Origin of the sequence: Cellulosimicrobium sp. CpK407 (assembly GCF_051844275.1) — a bacterium.
In the GTDB taxonomy this organism is placed as follows: domain Bacteria; phylum Actinomycetota; class Actinomycetes; order Actinomycetales; family Cellulomonadaceae; genus Cellulosimicrobium; species Cellulosimicrobium cellulans_G.
In genome coordinates this window covers 84,728-105,508 of the sequence record NZ_JBGNYC010000012.1, presented here as the reverse complement: position 1 = coordinate 105,508, position 20,781 = coordinate 84,728, and the positions used below count along the sequence as shown (strand labels likewise).

At 74.3% G+C, this 20,781-nt stretch carries 13 protein-coding genes and 1 pseudogene; 1 reads left to right on the top strand and 13 read right to left on the bottom strand.

Features of this window, described 5'->3' with window-relative positions:
- The 9 genes and pseudogenes from ABWU78_RS07920 to ABWU78_RS07880 form a co-directional block, all read right to left on the bottom strand.
- On the bottom strand, window positions 1-1,267 hold a 1,267-nt coding region (locus tag ABWU78_RS07920), incomplete at its 3' end, for an immunity protein Imm33 domain-containing protein (RefSeq protein ID WP_439158051.1).
- A 74-nt stretch (window positions 1,268-1,341) separates the two neighbouring features.
- Complete coding sequence (locus tag ABWU78_RS07915; protein ID WP_439158055.1) at window positions 1,342-2,205, bottom strand: HpcH/HpaI aldolase/citrate lyase family protein; 864 nt, start codon at window positions 2,203-2,205, stop codon at window positions 1,342-1,344.
- A 164-nt stretch (window positions 2,206-2,369) separates the two neighbouring features.
- Window positions 2,370-2,861, bottom strand: a pseudogene (locus ABWU78_RS07910) (MaoC family dehydratase); the annotation flags it as partial.
- A 131-nt stretch (window positions 2,862-2,992) separates the two neighbouring features.
- Window positions 2,993-4,168, bottom strand: coding sequence for an acyl-CoA dehydrogenase family protein (locus tag ABWU78_RS07905; RefSeq protein WP_439158050.1), 1,176 nt, complete (start codon window positions 4,166-4,168; stop codon window positions 2,993-2,995).
- Window positions 4,165-6,750, bottom strand: a complete 2,586-nt coding sequence (locus ABWU78_RS07900) for a biotin carboxylase N-terminal domain-containing protein (protein WP_439158049.1) — start codon at window positions 6,748-6,750, stop codon at window positions 4,165-4,167. Before ABWU78_RS07900 ends, ABWU78_RS07905 begins: the two co-directional genes overlap by 4 nt.
- A 4-nt stretch (window positions 6,751-6,754) precedes the next feature.
- Complete coding sequence (locus tag ABWU78_RS07895; protein ID WP_439158048.1) at window positions 6,755-8,410, bottom strand: carboxyl transferase domain-containing protein; 1,656 nt, start codon at window positions 8,408-8,410, stop codon at window positions 6,755-6,757.
- Window positions 8,407-10,137 (bottom strand): dihydrolipoamide acetyltransferase family protein, encoded by a 1,731-nt coding sequence (locus tag ABWU78_RS07890; protein WP_439158054.1) that lies wholly within the window; start codon window positions 10,135-10,137, stop codon window positions 8,407-8,409. Before ABWU78_RS07890 ends, ABWU78_RS07895 begins: the two co-directional genes overlap by 4 nt.
- A complete protein-coding gene (locus ABWU78_RS07885; RefSeq protein WP_439158047.1) occupies window positions 10,137-11,213 on the bottom strand; it encodes an alpha-ketoacid dehydrogenase subunit beta in 1,077 nt (358 codons plus the stop codon). Before ABWU78_RS07885 ends, ABWU78_RS07890 begins: the two co-directional genes overlap by 1 nt.
- Window positions 11,210-12,532: a thiamine pyrophosphate-dependent dehydrogenase E1 component subunit alpha gene (locus tag ABWU78_RS07880; protein WP_439158053.1), complete on the bottom strand. Its 1,323-nt coding sequence runs from the start codon at window positions 12,530-12,532 to the stop codon at window positions 11,210-11,212. The genes ABWU78_RS07885 and ABWU78_RS07880 overlap by 4 nt, the downstream gene beginning before the upstream one ends.
- Before the next feature lie 253 nt (window positions 12,533-12,785).
- Between ABWU78_RS07880 and ABWU78_RS07875 the strand changes: the two genes are divergently transcribed.
- Window positions 12,786-13,262: an Lrp/AsnC family transcriptional regulator gene (locus tag ABWU78_RS07875; protein ID WP_253052015.1), complete on the top strand. Its 477-nt coding sequence runs from the start codon at window positions 12,786-12,788 to the stop codon at window positions 13,260-13,262.
- Window positions 13,263-13,317: 55 nt separating this feature from the next.
- On the opposite strand, the gene ABWU78_RS07870 is transcribed toward ABWU78_RS07875, so the two are convergent.
- The 4 genes from ABWU78_RS07870 to ABWU78_RS07855 form a co-directional block, all read right to left on the bottom strand.
- Window positions 13,318-14,361, bottom strand: a complete 1,044-nt coding sequence (locus ABWU78_RS07870) for a glycosyltransferase family 2 protein (protein WP_353707168.1) — start codon at window positions 14,359-14,361, stop codon at window positions 13,318-13,320.
- The gene (locus tag ABWU78_RS07865) at window positions 14,358-14,996 is read right to left on the bottom strand and encodes a hypothetical protein (RefSeq protein WP_353707167.1); all 639 of its coding nucleotides are present in this window, start codon (window positions 14,994-14,996) and stop codon (window positions 14,358-14,360) included. The genes ABWU78_RS07870 and ABWU78_RS07865 overlap by 4 nt, the downstream gene beginning before the upstream one ends.
- Before the next feature lie 20 nt (window positions 14,997-15,016).
- Window positions 15,017-17,533, bottom strand: coding sequence for a glycoside hydrolase family 3 C-terminal domain-containing protein (locus ABWU78_RS07860; RefSeq protein WP_439158046.1), 2,517 nt, complete (start codon window positions 17,531-17,533; stop codon window positions 15,017-15,019).
- 244 nt (window positions 17,534-17,777) lie between these two features.
- Entirely contained in the window at window positions 17,778-20,771 is a 2,994-nt protein-coding gene (locus ABWU78_RS07855; RefSeq protein ID WP_439158045.1) for a glycoside hydrolase family 3 C-terminal domain-containing protein, read from the bottom strand.
- Between the last annotated feature and the right edge of the window lie 10 nt (window positions 20,772-20,781).

Sequence of the window (20,781 nt, the reverse complement as noted above, 5' to 3'; positions counted from 1 at the left end):
TCGCCGCGTCGCGCGCGTCGGCGTCCCAGACGAGCTCGCCGTCCGGGTTCCAGATCTGGTTCGTCCGGTTCTTCGCCCACACCGCCCGGAAGCCCTCCGGGAGCGAGAGGTAGCGCACGAGGTGCGGCGCCCGGCGGTACAGCTCGTGCGCCGGCACGGGAACGAGGCCGCCCCGAGGCTGCGCGGCGATCGACTTCACGACCCACCCCGACGCCCCGTCGCCCACCGGCCGGGTGCGCTCGACGAACATCTCCGGGGCGTCGTACACGTCGTTGTAGACCAGCACCGTCTCCGTGAAGCGCGTGCTCTTCGAGCCGACCTTGCAGAACGCGACCATCTCCCGCTGCTGCCGGTAGGTGTCGAGCATCGGGTCGACGTCCCAGGTGAGCGTCGAGATCCCGTCCTTCGTGAGGTCCGTGACGGCGACGCGCAGGTCGTCGCCCGACGCCGAGAGGACGACCCACCAGAAGCCGTGCCAGACCTGGTAGCCCTTCACGACCTTCTCCGCAGGCAGGGTCGCGACCCAGTCCAGGAACGACTGCGCCGTCGGGGCGAGGAACGGCGTCGTCTGCGTCCACACGCGGCGACCCGTGGCCGACCGGACGTCGAGCACGACCCGCGCGGGCGCCGTCGTCGGCGTCCCGTCCGCCCACCAGCGCACCGCGTCCGCCGCGGGCGGCGGCCACGCGGTGCGGCCGTTGGCGATCGGGTCGAGCGCGAGCACCTGCTCGCCGTCGAAGTACGCGACGTACCAGTGGCCCGGCCCGTGCGCGCGGTCCACGCCCACGACGACGAACGCGCCCTTGCCGCGGGCGCGCAGCCGTGCGGCGATCTCGTCCGGCGTCGTCTGCTCGAACGCGCCGCCGACGAGCTCGGCGAGCTCTGCCTCGCTCGGGCCGACGGGCGTCGCGGGCTGCGCCGGCTCTCCGCGCAGGATCCCGACCATCGAGGCCACCGCCGACGCCGCGTGGTTCACCGGGAGGGTCGCGGCGTTCGCGTCGTTGCGGTGACCGGCGTGGAACGCCTCCACCATCTGGGCCTGCGTGAAGCATGACTCCCGCACGTACGCCGAGCCGTCGAACCCGACGATCGCCTGCGCGCCCCCACGACCCGGGGTCCACACGTGGAACCCGCCCGGGACGACCTTGTGGTGGCGCGCGACCGTCGCGACGTCGACGCCGAGCAGCGTCGCGGCCCGGTCGGCGAGGTGCGGGAAGCCCTCGGTCCAGTGCTGCTCCTGCGGGTCCGGGGCGTTCACGTCGGTCACGGGGAGAGGCTATGCGGCGCCCCCGACGCACCGCACCGCCCCGGCATGGGGACCGGTCCCCATGGGAGCACCGCTCAGGTGGCCGCCCGGCGCAGCACGGCCTCCGCGTGGCGCAGCACGGGGCCGTCGACCATCCGGCCGTCGTGCGTGAAGACGGCGTCCGGGCCGCCGGGGTTCGCGGCCGCCGCGTCGAGCAGCGCCCGCGCCGCGGCCACCTCCTGCGGCGTCGGGGCGTAGGCGGCGCGGATCACGGGGACGTGGCTCGGATGGATGCACGCGGTCGCGGCGAACCCGGACGCGGCGGCGTCCTCGGCCTCGGCCCGCAGCCCGTCGAGGTCGCCGACGTCGACGTGCACGGCGTCGACCGCGGCCTTGCCCGCGGCACCGGCGGCGAGCAGGACCGCCGACCGCGCGTGCCGCGCGACGTCGCGGTACTTCCCGTCCGGACGCCTGCTCGACGTCCCGCCGAGCGACGCGACGAGGTCCTCCGCGCCCCACATGAGCGCGACGACCTCGGGTCGCCGGGCGAGCTCGGGCGCCGCGAGCACGCCCGCCGCCGTCTCGCACAGCGCGAGGACCCGGACACCCGGGAGGGTGGCCGCGAGCGCACCGAGCGAGCCCAGCAGCTCCGGCCCGGCCTTGGCGACCATGACCGTGCGCAGCCGCGTGTCCGCGAGCGCCGCGACGTCGAGCGCGTGCTCGCGCGTCCCGACGGCGTTGACCCGCACGACCGTCCGCGCCGGGTCCAGCGTCGCGGACGCCTCGACGACCGCCCGCCGCGCGGCGTCCTTCGCGGGCGCGGCGACGGCGTCCTCGAGGTCGAGGATGACGGCGTCGGCGCGCTCGGCGGCCTTGCCGAACCGGTCCGGCCGGTCGCCGGGGCAGAACAACAGCGCCGGCCCGAGTCCGCACCCGGGCGACCCCGCGTCGTCGGGCACGGTGCGGGGCACGCCGACGGCGTCGCTCACCACGCGCCCTCCTCGTCGCCGCGCTCCAGGACGGGGTCGTGAGACCCGCTCTCGCCGCCGAGCCCTGGATCCCTCCCCACGCGGGCGCCGGGCTGGGGAGCGATCCCGGGTTCGGCAGCACCGGGGTGCCCGGCCCCGGGTGCTGCGGATGCCGCCTCGTGGGCGGCTCGGGTCCAGAAGAGCGCGGTGCGGACGGCGCGTGCGACGAGGACGCCGTCCTGGTTGAGTCCGCGGTGCTCCAGCGTGACGACGCCCTGGCCCGGGCGCGACGCCGACAGCCGCTTCTCGACGACCTCCGTCTCCGCGTACAGCGTGTCGCCGTGGAACAGCGGCTTCGGGAACTCGACCTCGCGGAAGCCGAGGTTCGCGACGATCGTGCCCTGCGTGACCTGCCCGACCGACAGCCCGACCAGCGTGGACAGCGTCATCATCGAGTTGACGAGGCGCTGCCCGAACGGCTGCGTCGCGGCCCACGCGGCGTCGAGGTGCAGCGCCTGGTGGTTCATCGTGAGCGTGGAGAAGACGACGTCGTCCGCCTCCGTGAGAGTGCGGCCGGGCCGGTGGCGGTACACCACGCCCGTCTCGAGCTCGTCGTAGTACAGGCCCCGCTGGACCACCTCGCGCATGCTGCTCCTCCCTCCTCACCTCGGCCTCGGCGACGTCCGCCGAGAACGACCTCACCCGCCGTCGAGCACGACATGAAGGACGGAAAGAGGCGGATAACGTCCTTCATGTCGTGTTCGGCGTCGGTCGTGGCCTAGCCGTCCAGTCCCAGGCTCCTCGCGATGACCATCAGCTGCACCTCGGTGGTGCCCTCGCCGACCTCCAGGACCTTCGCGTCGCGGTAGTGGCGCGCGACCGGGTTCTCGTTGAGGAAGCCGTAGCCGCCGAAGATCTGCGACGCGTCGCGCGCGTTCGCCATCGCCGCCTCGCCGCCGACGAGCTTGGCGACCGACGCCTCCGCCTTGAACGGCTTGCCGCGCACGAGCTTCTGCGCGGCGTCGAGCCACGCGAGCCGCGCGGTGTGGACGCGCGCCTGCATGCGGGCGAGCGTGAAGGCGACGTGCTGGTTCTCGCCGATCGAGCGCCCGAACACGACCCGCTCCTTCGCGTACCGCAGCGCCTCCTCGAGGCAGCCCTGCGCGGCGCCGGTCGCCAGCGCGGCGAACGCGATGCGCCCCTCGTCGAGCGCGCGGAGGAAGTTCGCGTACCCGCGGCCGCGCTCGCCGAGCAGGTTGCCGGCGGGCACGCGCACGTCGGTGAGCGTGAGGGGGTGCGTGTCCGACGTGTGCCACCCGACCTTGTCGTACGACGGCCCGACCTCGAGCCCGGGCGTGCCCGCGGGGACGATGATGCTCGACAGCTCCTTGCGCACCTCGCCGTCCTGGCTGACGTGCTCGCCCGTGACGGCCGTGATCGTCACGAGGCTCGTGATCGGCGTCCCCGAGTTGGTGATGAACTGCTTGGAGCCGTCGATCACCCACTCGTCGCCGTCGAGCCGTGCGGTCGTGCGCGTGCCGCCCGCGTCGGAGCCGGCGTCGGCCTCCGTGAGCCCGAACGCCGCGAGCGCCCGCCCGGCGAGGAGATCCGGCAGCCAGCGCTCCTGCTGCTCGCGCGACCCGTGCCGGAAGATCGGCACGATCCCCAGCCCGACGCCCGCCTCGAGCGTCACCGCGATGGACTGGTCGACGCGCGCCAGCGCCTCGACGGCGAGGCACAGCGACACGTAGTCCTGGCCCTGACCGCCGATCTCGCGCGGGAACGGGAGCCCGAACAGCCCCAGCTCCCCCATCTGCGCGATGATCTCCATCGGCAGTCGGCGCTCGGTGTCGTACCGGTACGCGGCGGGCGCGACGACGCTGTCCGCGAAGTCGCGCACCACCTGGCTGAGCTTCCGCTGCTCGTCGTCGAGCAGGACGTCGGCCTCGATCATGATGCTCCCTGGGTGTCGGGTTGCGGGACCGGGGCGGCGGGGTCTGCCGCGCCGGAGTCGTGGGGGTGGACGACAGCGACCACCTGGTCCCGGCGCACGAGGTCGCCGGGGCGCACGCGCACGTCGGCGACGCCGTCGTGCGGGGCGAGGAGCGGGTGCTCCATCTTCATGGCCTCGACCGTCACGAGGACGGCCCCGGCGGCGACCGGCTCGCCGTCGGCGGCGGCCGTCACCACCGTGCCCGGCATCGCGGCGCGGACCTCGGGGTCGGTCGCGCCGGGCGCGTCGCCCCGGGCCCGACGGCGGTCGGCCCGCGCCCGCGCGGCGCGCTGCTCCCGGTCCGGGGCGGCCAGGGCGACGGTCCGCCCGTCGCGCCACACCCACACCGTCGCGGGCTCGCCGTCGGCGGACGGCACGTCGAGCGCGAGCCGCACGCGCTCCCGGACGCCGTCCACGGTGAGCCACCACGCGCCGTCGGCCCCGGCGTCACGCTCGATCGACGCCCGCACCTCACGCGGCCGCGCGGCGCCGGGTCCCCACCCGCCGTCGGTGTCGCGCGCCGGCGGACACTGCACGACGGCGTCCCGCGCCGACCCGGAGACCCGCACCTCGTGCACACTCCCGGCGGCATCGACCAGCACGACCCGCCACGGCGCAGCGGCCGCGTTGAGCCGCCACCCGTCCCTGACCCGCCACGGATCGTCGTCGCCCGTCCCCGCCGCCCCGCCGAACCCGGGGTGGTCGCGCGAATCGTCAGCGAACCTGTCGACAACCCCGGATTCGGCACGGCGCGGGGTTGTCGCGAACAGCGCCGCGGCCACGAGATCGATCCACGCGGCGTCGTCGGACAACGAGCCGACCTCCGGGGTGAGGACCCGGGGGGTGTGCGCGCCGTCGTGCTCGGCGGGCGAACCAACCTCCGAAGCGAGGGGACGGCGGGTGTGCACGCTGTCGTGCTCGGCGGGCGAGCCGACCGCAGAGGTGAGGGGTCGGGGGGTGTGCGCGCCGTCGTGGTCGGGCCTGGCGGGAGCGCCCGAGGAACGAGGGCGCGGATGGTAGACGGCGCGCACACCCCCCGACCCCTCACCGGACCCGACCACAGACCCCGACGACGAACCGGAAGACACGAGCCGGTCGATCAGCCCAGTGTCGAGCCGCCCCGCCCGCACGTCACCGTCCGCGAGCAGAGACCGCAGGAACGCCGTGTTCGTCTCGACCCCCAGCACGACCGTCCGCGCGAGCAGCCCGTCGAGCCGGTCGACGGCCTCGTCGCGCGTCTGTCCCCAGGCGACCGCCTTGGCGAGCATCGGGTCGTAGTGGCCGCCGACCATCGTCCCGGTGGCGATGCCGGAGTCCAGGCGCAGCGGCGACGCACCAGGCCCGGACGGGACGCCGCCGTCGTCGTAGACCAGGACCGAGCCGGTCGCAGGGAGGAACCCGCGCTCGGGCGACTCGGCGTAGAGGCGCGCCTCGACGGCGTGGCCGCGGAGCACGACGTCGTCCTGGGCCACGCCGAGGGGCGCGCCCGCCGCGACGCGCAGCTGGAGCGCGACGAGGTCGAGGCCGGTGACCATCTCGGTCACGGGGTGCTCCACCTGGAGGCGCGTGTTCATCTCGATGAAGAAGAACTCGTCGGGGCGCGCGGCGGGGACGAGGAACTCGACCGTCCCGGCGCCGACGTACCCGACGGACCGCGCGACCTCGCACGCGGCCTCGCCCATGCGGGCGCGCTGCTCCGCGGTGAGGAGCGGCGACGGCGCCTCCTCGACCACCTTCTGGTGGCGGCGCTGGAGCGAGCACTCGCGCTCGCCGAGGTGGACGACGGTCCCGTGCGTGTCGGCGAGCACCTGCACCTCGATGTGGCGCGGTGCCTCGACGAGCCGTTCGAGCAGCAGCGTGTCGTCGCCGAACGACGACGCGGCGACCCGGCGCGCGGACGCGAGCGCGGTCGGCAGGTCCTCGGCCGTCCGCACGACGACCATCCCCTTGCCGCCGCCCCCGGCGGACGGCTTGACGAGCAGCGGGAACCCGACGTCGCCCGCGGCGGCCAGCAGGTCGTCGTCGGACATCCCCGGCTCCCCCGCCCCGGGCACGACCGGCACGCCCCGGGCGCCGACGAGGCGCTTGGCGGCGAGCTTGTCCGCCATCGCGTCCAGGGCGTCCACGCCCGGCCCGACGAACGCGATCCCGGCGCGCTCGCACGCTCGGGCCAGCGCCGGGTTCTCGGACAGGAAGCCGTAGCCGGGGTGGATCGCCTCGGCCCCGGTCGCGACGGCCGCGGCGACGACCGCCTCGACGTCGAGGTAGCTGCGCGCGGCGGAGGCCGGGCCGATCCGGACGGCGACGTCCGCCTCGCGCACGTGGCGGGCGTCGGCGTCGGCGTCGGAGAAGACGGCGACGGACCGCACGCCGAGGCGACGCTGCGTGCCGATCACGCGGCACGCGATCTCGCCGCGGTTCGCGACGAGGACCGTGCGGAACCCGGGACCACCGCCGGGCTGGTCCGTGCGCTGGTCCGCCGGGCGCTCGGACGGTCGGTCCGCCGTCCGGGCGGGCGCCTCGTGGGGGGTGTCGGAGGTCATCGGCTCACATCCGGAAGAGGCCGAACCGGTCACCGGTCCAGGTCTCGGCGAGGGGCGTGCGCGCGCACACGCCGAGGGCGAGGCCGAGCACGCGGCGCGTGTCGGCGGGGTCGATCACGCCGTCGTCCCAGAGGCGCGCGGTCGCGTAGTAGGGGCTGCCGTGCTCGTCGTAGTCGGCGCGGATCCCGGCGGAGAACGCGGCCTCCTCGTCGGGGTCCCACGTCTCGCCGCGCGCGGCGAGCTGGTCGCGCTTGACGGTCGCCAGCACGGACGCGGCCTGCGGACCGCCCATGACGGAGATGCGGCTCGCGGGCCAGGACCACAGGAAGCGCGGGGAGTACGCGCGCCCGCACATCGAGTAGTTGCCCGCCCCGAAGGACCCGCCGACGATCACGGTGAGCTGGGGGACGCGCGTCGTCGCGACGGCGGTGACCATCTTGGCGCCGTCCTTCGCGATCCCTCCCGCCTCGGCGTCGGTGCCGACCATGAACCCGGAGATGTTCTGCAGGAACAGCAGGGGGATCCCGCGCTGGTCGCACAGCTCGACGAAGTGCGCTCCCTTGAGCGCCGATGCCCCGAACAGCACGCCCTGGTTCGCGAGGACGCCCACGGGGTGCCCGTGGATCCGCGCGAACCCGGTGACGAGCGTGTCGCCGTACTCGCGCTTGAACTCGTCGAACCGGCTGCCGTCGACGAGCCGCGCGACGATCTCGCGCGGGTCGTACGGAGCTTGTACATCGATCGGGACGGCACTGTACAAGCCTTCGCTCGTCGTTCCCTGGCCGGGGGCGCGGGCGTCGTCGTGCCCGACGGCGGGCGGCACGCTCGCCACGACGTCCCACGCGGGTGCGGGGTCGGGCGGGAGCGTCGCGACGATGCGGCGCACGGTGTCGAGCGCGTCCTCGTCGTCGTCGGCGAGGTGGTCGACGACGCCGCTGCGACGCGCGTGGAGCTCGCCGCCCCCGAGCTCCTCCGCGGTCACGACCTCCCCGATCGCCGCCTTCACGAGCGGCGGGCCGCCGAGGAAGATCGTGCCCTGCCCGCGCACGATGACCGTCTCGTCGCTCATCGCGGGAACGTAGGCGCCGCCGGCCGTGCACGACCCGAGCACCGCGGAGATCTGCGGGATCCCCGCCGCCGAGAGGCGCGCCTGGTGGTAGAAGATCCGGCCGAAGTGGTCGCGGTCCGGGAACACCTCGGCCTGCCGGGGCAGGAACGCGCCGCCCGAGTCGACGAGGTAGACGCACGGCAGGCGGTTCTCGAGCGCGATCTCCTGCGCGCGCAGGTGCTTCTTCACCGTGAGCGGGTGGTACGTGCCGCCCTTCACGGTCGCGTCGTTGCACACGACCATGACCTGCCGCCCGCTGACGACCCCGATACCCGCGACGACGCCCGCGGCCGGCCACGCGCCGTCGTCCACGCCGTACCCGGCGAGCGGCGCGATCTCGAGGAACGGGCTGCCCTCGTCGAGCAGCCGGTCGACGCGGTCGCGCGGCAGCAGCTTGCCGCGCGCGACGTGCCGGTCGCGCGCCGACGCCGGTCCCCCGCGCGCGACGTCCGCCGTGCGCTCCCGCAGCTCGCCGGCGAGCGCCCGCTGCGCGGCGTCGTTCGCCCGGGCCGCATCCGACCCGGGCTCGACGGCGCTCGTCAGCACGGTCATCCGGTCACCCCTCCCTGCCGAAGCCGGGATCGCTCCCCACGCGCGGCCGATCCTGGGGAGGGATCCAGGGTTCGACCGGGCGCGGTGCCGCCGCCCGGCACCGGGGCGCTCGCCAGGAGGGCGAGGGCCGGGTCCTCGAGCAGGGCGCCGAGGTCGGCGAGGAAGCGCGCGCCCTGCTCGCCGTCGACCACGCGGTGGTCGAACGACAGGCTCAGCGTGACGACGTCGCGCAGCGCGACCTCGCCGTCGTGCTCCCAGGGCCGACGGCGCACCGCGCCCAGGCCGAGGATCGCCGCCTCCCCGGGGACGAGGATGGGCGTGCCCGCGTCGACGCCGAACACGCCGACGTTGGTGATCGAGATCGTCCCGCCGGTGAGGCGCTCGGGCGTCGTGCGGCCGTCGCGCGCCGTGACCGTGAGGTCGGTGAGCGCGGCGGCGAGGTCGGGCAGGTCGAGGTCCTGCGCGTCGGGCACGTGCGGCACGACGAGCCCTCGGTCGGTCGCGACCGCGATCCCCAGGTGCACCCGTCGGTGCCGCATGATCTCCGCCGAGCCGTCGGCGAGGTCGCGCCACGCGCTGTTGAGCGCGGGATGGCGCGGCAGCACGAGGCACAGCGCACGGGCCGCGAGCGCCAGGACGGTGATCCGCTCGCCGCGCGCGAGGCGATGGGTGCGCAGGCGTTCCAGGAGCTCGACGCTGCGCGTCACGTCGACCGTGAGGAACACCGTCGCGTGCGGCGCCGTGAACGCGCTCGCCACCATCGCCGCCGCGGTGTGCTTGCGCACCCCCCGCACCGGCACGACCTCGGGCTCGAGCCCGGCCCGCGCGTCGACGCCGGCGGCCGCCGAGACGGGAGACGTGGCCCCTCGTCCGAGCCCTCCCGGGGCCACGTCTCCCTTCTCGTCCGCGGTCGCCGACGGAGCGTCGGCCGACGCGGCCGAGCCGGTCGAGGCGGCCGAGGCGGCCGAGGCGGTGAGCGTGCCGTGGACGTCGCGCGGCGGGCGCACGACGTCGCGGTGGCAGCTCACCGCGGCGAGGACGTCCTCGCGGGTGATGAGCCCGTCCGGACCCGTGCCGTCCACGCGGTCGATGCGCACGCCGAGCTTCTTCGCGAGCGCCCGCACCGGCGGCGTCGACCGGGGCCGCTCGCCGACCCGGCCGGGCGTAGCGTCGGCGTCGAGCCCGGGATCCGTCCTCACGATCGGGACCGCCTGGGGAGCGACCCCGGGTTCGGCCGGCTCGGGCCGGCCCCCGGCGCGCCCAGCAGCAGACACGGGAGCCCGACGGCGGCGCGTGGGCCTGCCCGCACGCTCCGGCGCGGCCCCGTACCCGACGAGGTTCGACTCTGGCCCGTCGTCGTCCCCCTGCTCGCCGAGCCCGGGGTCTCTCCTCACGGGGACAGCCGTGTGAGGAGCGACCCCGGGTTCGGCAGCCTGGGGCGTCGCGGGCGGGGCGCTGTCCCCGGTCGGGGCGGCAGGGGTGCCGTCGTCGATCTCGAAGGTCACCAACGGGTCGCCGACGGTGACGGTCTGGCCCTCCTCCGCGTGCAGGGACGCGACGACGCCCGTGTACGGGGACGGGAGGTCGACGAGGGCCTTGGCCGTCTCGACCTCGGCGATGACCTGGTTGAGCTCGACGTGGTCGCCCGCGTGGACGTGCCAGCTCACGATGTCGGACTCGGTGAGGCCCTCCCCGAGGTCGGGGAGGCGGAACTCGCGCATCGTCATCATCGGGCCACCGCCTCGACGGTGCGGGGCGCGCCGGCCGACCCGGGAGCCCCGACCGGTGCCGCGGCGTCGGGCACGGACGACGGCACGAACGGCTCGACGCGACCCAGGACGCGGTCGACGCCGTCGAGGATGCGGTCGAGGTCGGGCAGGTAGTGGCCCTCGAGCTTCGCGGGCGGGTACGGCATGCCGTGGCCCGTGACGCGGACGGGCGCGGCTTCCAGGTACTCGAAGCAGCGGTCGGTCACGGTCGCGGCGATCTCCGCGCCGAGCCCGGCCTGCCGCGGCGCCTCGTGCGTCACGACGACGCGCCCCGTCTTGCGGACGGAGGCCGCGACGGTGTCGTGGTCGATCGGCGAGAGCGAGCGCAGGTCGATCACCTCGACGGACACGCCGTCGTCCGACGCGGCGACGGCGGCGTCGAGCGCGGTCCCCACGAGCCCGCCCCACGTGACGAGCGTGACGTCGTGGCCCTCGCGCACGACGCGGGCCCGGTCCATGGGCAGCGGGTCGACGGGGTCGAGGTCGACCTCGCCCTTGAGGTGGTAGCGCCGCTTGGGCTCGAAGAAGATCACCGGGTCGTCGCACGCGACGGCCTGGCGGAGCACTGTGTACGCGTCCTGCGGGTTCGCGACCGACACCACCCGCAGACCCGCGACGTGCGCGAACAGCGCCTCGGGCGACTCCGAGTGGTGCTCGGCCGCGCCGATGCCGCCGCCGACGGGGATGCGGATCGTGATCGGCAGGCGCACCTTCCCGCCGGTGCGGGCGTGCATCTTCGCGAGCTGGGACAGGATCTGGTCGAACGCGACGAACACGAAGCCGTCGAACTGGATCTCGCACACCGGCCGGTAGCCGCGGTACGCGAGCCCGACGGCCGTCCCGATGATCCCGGACTCCGCGAGCGGCGTGTCGAGCACGCGCCGCGGCCCGAACTCCGCCTGGAGCCCGTCGGTCACGCGGTAGACGCCGCCGAGCCGGCCGACGTCCTCGCCCATGACGACCACGCGGTCGTCGTCCGTCATCGCGCGGCGCAGCCCCGCGCCGAGCGCCTTCGCCACGGTGAGGGTGCTCATCGCGCCACCCCCGTCACGGTCCCGGTGCCCGACGCCGCCCGGTCGCCCGCGGTGCCCGGCCCACCCGCGCCGTCGTCCCCGTCCCCGAACGACGCCAGGTAGTGCGCGTACTCGGCGCGCTCGCGCTCCAGCGCGTGGTGCGGCTCGGCGTAGACGTGGTCGAAGAGCGACAGCGGCGGCGGGTCGGTGAGCGCGACGCACCCGGCACGCAGCTCGGCCGCCGCGGCGTCGGCGACGCCCTGCACCCGGGCCGCCCCCGCGTCGTCGAGCACGCCGACGGAGCGCAGGTACGCCTCGAACCGCGCGATCGGGTCGCGCCCGGTCCACTCCTCGACCTCCGCGGCGTCGCGGTACCGCTTCGGGTCGTCGGCCGTGGTGTGCGGGCCCATGCGGTAGGTGACGGCCTCGATCAGCGTCGGGCCGCCGTCGCGGCGGGCCCGGTCGAGCGCGGCGCGCGTCACGGCGAGCACCGCGAGGACGTCGTTGCCGTCCACGCGCACGCCCGGCATGCCGAACCCGCGGGCGCGGTCGGCGAGCGGGACGCGCGACTGGAGCGCGACCGGCTCGGAGATCGCCCACTGGTTGTTCTGGCAGAAGAAGAGGACGGGCGAGCGGTACGTGGACGCGAAGACGAACGCCTCGTTGACGTCGCCCTGGCTCATCGCGCCGTCGCCGAGGTACGCGACTCCCACCGGGAGCCCGGCGGACGCATCGACCCGGCCCGCGTCGACGTCGTTCTGCACGCCCATCGCCCAGCCGGTCGCGTGGAGCGTCTGCGCGCCGATGATGACCTGCGGCGACGCCATGCCGATCGCGTACGGGTCCCAGCCGGAGACCGCGACGCCGCGCCACACGCGCACGAGGTCGACGAGCTCGGCGCCGCGCACGCGCGCGACCGCGTGCTCGCGGTACGAGGAGAAGACGAAGTCGTCGTCGCGCAGCGCGCGCGCCGAGCCGACCTGGGCCGCCTCCTGCCCGAGGAGCGGGGGCCAGAGCGCGAGCTCGCCCTGCCGCTGGAGGGCCGTCGCCTCGGCGTCGATGCGGCGCGCGACGACCATGTCCTCGTAGAGCCGCAGGAGCGTCGTCCGGGCGGCCTCGCGCGCGGCCTCGTCGGGCGCCGCGGGGTCGAGGTCGGCGAGCCACCGGTCGAGCTCGGGGTCCGGGCGCCGCGTGCCGTCCTCGGTCAGCACGCGCAGGGTCGGGGTCGTGCGCGACGGCGTGTCCCCGACGTCCCGGGGGGCGTCACCGGCGCGGGGCGGCCTGCCCGGAGCACCGGCGCGCCGGGCGGCGGGCGTGTTCGGGCGCACGTCGTGGGCCATGGTCTTCCGGTCTGCTCGTGCGTCGCGCGGGGTTGCCGCCCGGTGACCGTTCTGCGCCTTCGGCGGGGTCGCCGCCGTCGGTCCGGTCCGCACCGCAGGTTCGCTGGGCATCGTCGCCACCTCACCTCGGGGAGCCGGTCCTCACCGTCGAGGACCGAGGTAGGGCGAACGTAACCCCTGCCACGCACATGGCTCCACCGACCTCCGACACGCTGCGCAGTGTGACCGCCGTCACTCGGCTAGGGTGAGCAGCATGCACAGCGCCGACGCTGTCGACCTCGACCTCCTGCTCGCCCTCGCCGACGACCCGCGGGCGACGATCGTCGCGCTCGCCGACCGCCTGCGGATCTCCCGCAACACCGTCGCCGCACGCCTCGCACGGCTCGAGGCCGAGGGCGCGTTCCTCGCGCTCGACCGGCGGATCGACCCGCACGTGCTCGGGCACCCGCTCACGGCGTTCGTCGAGGTCCAGGTGCGGCAGAAGGAGCTCGCCCGGATCGTCGACGACGTCGCGCGCATCCCCGAGGTCGTGCAGGCGTTCGGGCGCAGCGGGACGGCCGACCTGCGCGTCACCGTCGCGTGCCGCGACACCGACCACCTGTTCCGCATCGACGCGGCGATCCTCGCGATCGACGGCGTCGAGCGCACGGAGACCTCGCTGTCGATGGGCGAGCTCATCCCGTACCGCCTGCGCCCCCTCATCGAGCAGCAGCGTCGCGGCGCCCGCTGACGCGGACGGCTGCGCGTCCGCGGCGACGCCGCTCCGGGCGTCGGGCCGCGGGACGTCAGCTGAAGCCGATGGCGCGCTGCGCGACCCGGTAGGCCAGGACGGTCACGCGCCGGCCCGCCGGGCCGGGGAGGTTGGCGATCTGCCCGAGGCCCGACCAGCGCACCTGGTGGTAGAGCTCGGGGTCCTGGGCGCGCAGGCGCGACCAGAGCCGCTCCTTCTCCACGAGGCACGCGGGCGTCCCGGCACGGACCAGCAGGATCGACGACACCGCGCAGATGATCTCCACGTAGTGCAGCAGGTAGCGGCGCAGACGACGGTCGGTCACGGGCGTCCGGGAGACGTGCTCGAGCATGAGCCAGTTGACCCGGAGCTGCTGGTCGAGGCGCTGGAGCATGACCGCCTCGTGCACGGACTGGTCCTCGCGGCCGATGAAGTACCGGTAGAGGTCGACGTCGAGGTAGTACAGCGTGCGCACGTGCGCGAGCGGGACGAGCGCGTACAGGTTGTCCACGTAGAACGTGTGCTCGGGCAGCCGGAGGCCCGCGTCGCGCAGCACCTGGGTCCGGTACATCAGCGCGTGCATCATCATGTACTGGCGCTTGGCGAAGCGGCGGGTCTGCGACCACGTGAGCACGCGCCCGCGCGGCAGGGCTCCGCGGTACCGGACCGCCGTCTTCACGCGCTTGCCGACCTTCTCGTACACGAAGTTGCTCACCAGCAGGTCGACGGGCTCCCCGCCGGGGGTCCCGGCGTCCACGAACCGGCGCACGAACCCGCGCAGCGTCGCGAGCACCTGGGCGAGCGCGGCGCGGTCCACCCAGTCGTCGGCGTCCACGACCTTGAGGTACTCCCCGCGCGCGTGGTCGAGTCCGGTGTTGATCGCCGACCCGTGCCCGCCGTTGGCCTTGCGGAGCACGTGCACCTCGCCCGGGTGCCGGTCGGCGTAGCCCTGCGCGAGCGCGGCCGTGCCGTCGGTCGAGCCGTCGTCGACGACGAGGACCTCCACCTCGGGCCCGAACCCGACGAGCGAGTCGAGCGCGCGTGCCAGGTAGGGCTCGGCGTTGTACGCCGGGACGACGACGGTCAGGAGCGGGGTCACGACGCACGCACCTCTCCGGCGGGCGCCGCCTCCGGCGTGGCCGGCACCTCGGGCACCTGCTTGAAGATGACCTTGAAGATCGGGAAGAACACCCAGAACGAGATCGCCGCGTTGATGATCATCGTGGTGAAGTCCGCGAGGGTCTCGCCCGCGGCGCCCAGGCCCCACGTGTCGATGAACAGCTCGTAGATCGGCGTCTTGTACAGGCCCTGCGCGGCGGCGGCGGCGACGGAGATGACGACGTACGCGATGGTGTACCAGAGCGCCGCCTTCGCGACCGACGAGTTGGACTTGAACGTGATGTTGCGCTGAGCGAAGAAGTTGATCACCTGCGCCACCAGCAAGGTGATCTGCACGGCGAGGAAGTATGCCAGCCCACCGCCACCGCCCGGGAGCGGGCCTGCGGCGTAGTCGAAGACGTAGTACGTCGACCCGTCCGGGTTCGTCCCGATCGGCCAGACCTGGAACGCCACGTCCACCAGGGCGGTCATGCCGAAGACCCACTTGATGAGGGGCATGAGCGCGAGCTGGAGCACGGTGATGCCGTTGCTCAGCACGAAGAACACGACGAACTGGGCGGTCCCGGGGCGCTTCTCGGAGAACCGGCGCCAGGCGTCGCGGAGGCGGGTGAACATGGGTCTTCCCTTCGAGCAGGTCAGGCGTCGCCGCGGAGGGTGCGCGCGGTGCGACGGTCGGCACGGCGGTTGCGGACGAACCCGCGCAGGACGGCGCCGGTGCCGCGGAAGAGGTGGCCGTTGACGATGCGGAGGATGCCCTCGACCATCGCGGCGTCGACCAGGCCGCCGGTCATCTTCCCGATGGCCCGGAACGGCATGTTGAGCAGGAACAGGATGTTGAGGTCCGGCGTCCCCTTGCGGTCCGCGGCGTCGCGCCGCCAGGACAGGATCCGGAACGCGAGGCGGGCGAGCGGCGAGCGCGCGTCCGCGAGGCGCGACAGCGGGTCGTTGACGCCGAGGGGACCGGACCAGGCCGCCGTCGGGACGGGGCGACCCAGGAGCGCCGCGAACTGAGCGTCCGACACGTCGTGGACGCGCCCGGTGCGGTACGGCTCCGGCAGGTCGTCCTCGGTGCGGGGCGGCACGGTGCCGGCGAGCTCGACCGTCGCCCCGAGCGGCAGGTCGTCCACGTGGGAGCCGACCAGCACCGACCACGCGCCCTGCTCGACCTGCCACGCGCCCGTCGCGACGTCCCAGTGCCGGAACGCCGCCTCTCCGAGGGGCACGGTGACCGTGCGCGACTCGCCGGGCGCGAGCTCGACCCGCGCGAACCCGGCGAGCGTGCGCACCGGGCGGTGGACGCCCGGCGTCTCGCGGCGCACGTAGACCTGCACGACGTCGGCCCCGGCGACCGTCCCGGTGTTCGTCACGGTCACGGTCGCGGTCGCGGTGACCGTCGCAGCACCCGTCACAGGGCCGCTGTCGACCACGAGGCCCGAGTGCGCGAACGTCGTGTAGGAGAGCCCGAACCCGAACGGGAACGCCACGGGGACGTCGGCGCTCGTGTAGTACCGGTAGCCGACGTACAGGCCCTCGCGGTAGACGGCGGTGCGCCCGGTCGCGGGGAACGCGCCGGCGGTCGGGGTGTCCGCGAGACGCACGGGCAGCGTCTCGGCGAGCCGCCCGGACGGGTTGACGACGCCCGTGAGCACGTCGAGGATCCCGCCGGCACCGGCCTGGCCGGACAGGTAGCCGTGCACGAGCGCCCGGGCGGAGCCGAGCCACGGGGTCGAGATCGCGCCGCCGCCCGCGAGCACCACGACGGTGGCGGGGTTGGCCGCGGCCACGGCCTGGAGCACCTCGACCTGCGACCGGTGCAGCGCGATCGTCGAGCGGTCCAGCCCCTCCGACTCGGCGATCTCGTCCAGACCGAGGAAGAGGAGCACGACGTCGGCGCCGCGCGCGGCCTCGACGGCCTCGTCGCGCAGCGCGGGGTCGGGCGTGCCGTCGCGGCGGAAGCCGGGGGCGAAGGCCGTCAGGTCGAGGCCGGAGTCCCCGATCACGTCGAGCACGCTGTCGAGACGCGTCGGGTTCACCGCGGACGAGCCGGAGCCCTGGTAGCGCGGGGTGCGCGCGAAGTCGCCGACGACGGCCACGCGCGTCCCGGCGGCGAGCGGCAGGATCGCGTCGTCGTTCTTGAGCAGCACCGCCGAGCGCGCCGCGACCTCGCGGGCGAGCGCGTGGTGCGCGTCGACGTCGACGGCCGGGGCGGTGCCCGGCTCGCGGGCCTCCGCCACGAGGCGCAGCACCTCGTGGGCGCGCGCGTCGAGGTCGGCCTCGTCGAGGCGGCCCGACCGCACCGCGTCCACGAGCTGGCGCGCCGAGCCGAGCCCGGCCGCCGGCATCTCGAGGGTCCCGCCCGCCGCCGCGGCCGCGACGACGTCGTTGGACCCGCCCCAGTCGGAGACGACGGCGCCGTCGAAGCCCCACTCGCGGCGCAGCACCTGGGTGAGGAGGAACGGGTCCTCGTGGGCGTACACGCCGTTGACGAGGTTGTAGGAGGACATGATCGTCCGGGGCCGGGCCTCCGCGACGACGATCCCGAACGCCGTGAGGTACACCTCCCGCAGCGTGCGCTCGTCGACCACGGAGTCCGAGACCATGCGGCGCAGCTCCTGGGAGTTCGCCGCGAAGTGCTTGGGGCACGCGGCGACGCCCTGGGACTGGATGCCGCGCACGTACCCGGCGGCCATCCGGCCCGCGAGCAGCGGGTCCTCGGAGAAGTACTCGAAGCTGCGCCCGCCGAGCGGCGACCGCTTGATGTTGAGGCCCGGGCCGAGCAGCACGTCCACGTCCTGCGCCGCGGCCTCCGCGCCGAGCGCGGCGCCCACGCGCTCGGCCAGCTCGACGTCCCACGTGTTCGCCACGGCGGCGGCCGTCGGGAAGCACGTGGCCTCCTGCGAGGCCGCGATGCCGAGGTGGTCGGCCGCGCCGAGCTGCTTGCGGACGCCGTGCGGACCGTCGGCCAGCCACAGCGAGCGGATGCCGAGCCGCGGGACGTCGTGCGTCTCCCACACGGTCTTCCCCGTCAGGAGCGCGGCCTTCTCCAGGAGCGTCAGGCTCGCGGTCGGGACGACGCCGATCGTCGCGGTCGTCGTGCCCGGTGCCGAGGCCGTCTCGCCGGCCGCGGCGGTGGTCTCGCCGTGGAGCTGCACGGTGCTCTCCTTGCGTGGTCGTGGGTCGTGCGGGGTCTGTCCGAGCGGTCTGCGGGCATGGCGGGGCCTGCCGTCGGCGGTGCGTCGACGACGGCGCAGCTCGGGACGTGCGGAGTGGGGACCCGGTGCGGTCGGCGGTCCGGGGTCCCGGCGTCGGGCCGGCGGTGGTGGGCGCCACCGGCCCGACGGCGCCGGGTGCCGGGTCCCCGGGCGGTCGCCCGCCCGGGGATCCGGTGGTCACCGGCTACCGGGCCGCGGGGACCGCCGGCTCGGAGGCGGGTGCGGCGACCTCCTCGGCCGCCGACCGGTGCCGGCGGACGCGCCGGACCACGAGGAAGGCGCCGACCAGGACGAGCAGCCCGAGGAGGACCGACACGCCGATCTGGACGTAGACCCAGGTGGGCGGCGTGTAGGTGACCGTCGCGCCGGGAGCGAGCCCGTTCATGGCGTTCGAGTTGGCCACCGTGAACAGGATGTTGTGGGTCGCGTTCCGGATGTCCGTGACCGCCTTCGCGGACGTCGTGTCGCCGAACGACTTCGACGGCTGGAAGGTGAGCGTCAGGTCCGTGCCCCCGTCGAGGCCCTCGTTGGGGTTCATGTACGGGTACAGGTTGAAGTCCGTGATCGCGAAGCCCTCGAAGCCCCACTCCCCGCGCAGCACGTCCGTCATGAGCGGCTTCGAGCCGCCCGTCCACGTCGCGCCGATGCGGTTGAACGAGCTCATGATGCCGAGCGCCCCGACCGTGGTCTCGGCGATCGTGCCCTCGTCGTCCGCGACGTACCGGACGTCCGTCGTGACGCCCTTGATCGCCAGCTCGAACGGCTTGAGGTAGAGCTCGCGGATCGTCTGCTCGGTCGCCCAGGTCGCGGGGCCGTTGTCGACGCGGTTCGTCTCCTGCTCGTTGAGCGCGAAGTGCTTGAGCATCGTGTAGACGCCCTTGCTCGCCGCGCCGTTCGACACGGCGGCGGCCATCTGGCCCGAGAGGAGCGGGTCCTCCGAGTAGTACTCGAAGTTGCGGCCGCCGAACGGCGAGCGGTGCAGGTTCACCGCCGGCGCGTACCAGCCGTTGAGGCCCTTCTGGAGCGCCTCCTCGCCGATCATCCTGCCCATCGCGGTGCCGAGGTCGACGTCCCACGTCTGCGCGATGAGGACCTCGGACGGGTAGGCGACGCCGTTGATCGACGAGTTGATGAAGGACGAGAAGCCCGCCGGTCCGTCCGGCTCGACCGTCTGCGGCTTGGCGATCGAGGCGATCGCGGCCGTCTGGTACGCACCGTTCAGCAGCATGTCCGTCATGTCGCCCACCGTCAGCGAGTCGAGCAGCTCGTCCCACTGCGGGTCGTCCTTGGGCAGCCCGCGCAGGTCGACGAGCGTCAGGTCGGAGCGCTCGCCCGTCGTCGGCATCTCGCCGTCGAACGCGGCGGCCTCGGCGTCGTAGTCCCAGGCGGCGAAGCCGTCCTGCGTGGCCTCGTCGGCGACCGACTGCTCCGCCGTCGGGGCCTGCGGGAACGTGCCCGCGAAGTCCGCGCGGGACATCGGGACGACCGTGCCGTCCGCGCCGTCGGCGCTGAAGCGCGCCGAGACGTCGTCGAACCGGTTGGTCACCTCGGCGAGGTCCGACGCGCGGTGCTCCTCGCCCGCGTACACGACGTCGGACGCGACCGGGTACGTGATCGGCTCAGTGCCCGCCGCGACGGTGTGGGAGTCGGTGCGCAGGCTGAGCGTGTAGTCGCCCGCCTCCAGGACGTACGCCCTCGCGTCCAGGTGGTCGTAGGACGCCATGTCCTCGACCGCGATCTCCAGGGTCACGGTCTCGCTCGCGCCCGGCTCGATGACGCCCGTCTTGGCGAAGTCGCCCAGGACGACCTCGGACTTCTCGATCCCGCCCGGCGTGTACGGCGCCGAGTAGTAGAGCTCGACGACGTCGCGGCCGGCGACCGTGCCCGTGTTCGTCACCTCGACCGTGACCGCGACGGTCCCGTCGACGTCGCCCGCCTCGGTGCCCGTGACCGCCCACGCGAAGTCGGTGTAGCTCAGGCCGTAGCCGAACGGGTAGACCACCGCGTCGTCGTAGTCGACGAAGCCCTCGGCCGCCGCGGTCTCGTAGTAGCGGTACCCGACGTAGATGCCCTCGGTGTAGTCGACGAACGGGGCGTTGCTCGTGACGGTCGCGTTGGACGTCGCCTTCTCGACCGCGGAGACCGGGTAGGAGGCCTCGATGTTCGAGTAGAAGAAGCTGCCGAAGTTCGCGAACGTCGGGTCGGCGGTGAAGTCCGCGGCCCAGACGTCGGTCGTGCGGCCCGACGGGTTGACCTCGCCCGTGAGGATCGTCCCCAGGGCGTTGAAGCCGGTGGCGCCGGGCGAGCCCGCGAGCAGGATCGCGTCGACCTCGGGGTCGGCCTGCAGCTCGCCGAGCTCGAGGGTCGTCGACGCGTTGACGACCACGACGACCGTGTCGAAGCTCGCCTTCGCGAGCGCGATCAGGTCCCTCTCGTCCTTGTTCAGCTCGAGCTGGTGCTGCCCCGGCTCGGCGTTGTCGTCCCAGCCCGTCATGTCGCGCGTGAGGTCGCCGCCCTCGCCGCCGGGGCGGCCGATCGTGACGACCGCGGCGTCCCCGAACTCGGCGAACGTCCCGGACTGCGCCTCGTACTCGCCGACGGGCAGCTCGCCGATCGTGTAGCTCGACGCGTCGGGGTTGTCCATCTCGATGTGGCCGCGCGGGTTCTCGGCCGCGAACGCCTCGATCGTGGCGTAGACCTGGTCGTTGACCGTGAGGCCCGCGTTCTCGAGCCCGCCGCGGACGGTCACCGCGGAGTTCGTGTCGACCGATCCGGAGCCCGAGCCGCCGAACACCGGGTCGGCGGACGCGCGGCCCAGCATCGTCACGCGGGCGTCCGCGGCGAGGGGCAGCGCGCCGGCCTCGTTCTTCGCGAGGACGATGCCGCCCGCGGCGATCTCCTCGACGAGCGCCTTGGCGGCCTCGTCGACGGACTCCTGGCTGTCGTGCTCGGCCGTGTAGTACTCGGTGTCCCAGCCCGAGGACTCCTCGGAGTTGGTGAACGTGTAGGTGCCGGACCCGAGCTGGGACGCGACCCAGCCGCCCGCGACGTTGAGCGCGACGTTCGCGACGACGACGAGCACGGTCACCGTCGCGAGCACGGGTACCCAGATCCACAGGAACTTCTTGTTCGACATCGGCGTCCTGCCACCGTCGGCGTTCTTCGCCCTGGCGTTCACTGCATTCCTC

Bases quoted from the DNA above. Each gene is read 5' to 3' on its own strand.
- ABWU78_RS07890 (WP_439158054.1), bottom strand. From the start codon at position 10,137: ATGACGATGCGCGAGTTCCGCCTCCCCGACCTCGGGGAGGGCCTCACC.
- ABWU78_RS07900 (WP_439158049.1), bottom strand. From the start codon at position 6,750: ATGACCTCCGACACCCCCCACGAGGCGCCCGCCCGGACGGCGGACCGA.
- ABWU78_RS07885 (WP_439158047.1), bottom strand. From the start codon at position 11,213: ATGAGCACCCTCACCGTGGCGAAGGCGCTCGGCGCGGGGCTGCGCCGC.
- ABWU78_RS07880 (WP_439158053.1), bottom strand. From the start codon at position 12,532: ATGGCCCACGACGTGCGCCCGAACACGCCCGCCGCCCGGCGCGCCGGT.
- ABWU78_RS07895 (WP_439158048.1), bottom strand. From the start codon at position 8,410: ATGACCGTGCTGACGAGCGCCGTCGAGCCCGGGTCGGATGCGGCCCGG.
- ABWU78_RS07865 (WP_353707167.1), bottom strand. From the start codon at position 14,996: ATGTTCACCCGCCTCCGCGACGCCTGGCGCCGGTTCTCCGAGAAGCGC.
- ABWU78_RS07875 (WP_253052015.1), top strand. From the start codon at position 12,786: ATGCACAGCGCCGACGCTGTCGACCTCGACCTCCTGCTCGCCCTCGCC.
- ABWU78_RS07905 (WP_439158050.1), bottom strand. From the start codon at position 4,168: ATGATCGAGGCCGACGTCCTGCTCGACGACGAGCAGCGGAAGCTCAGC.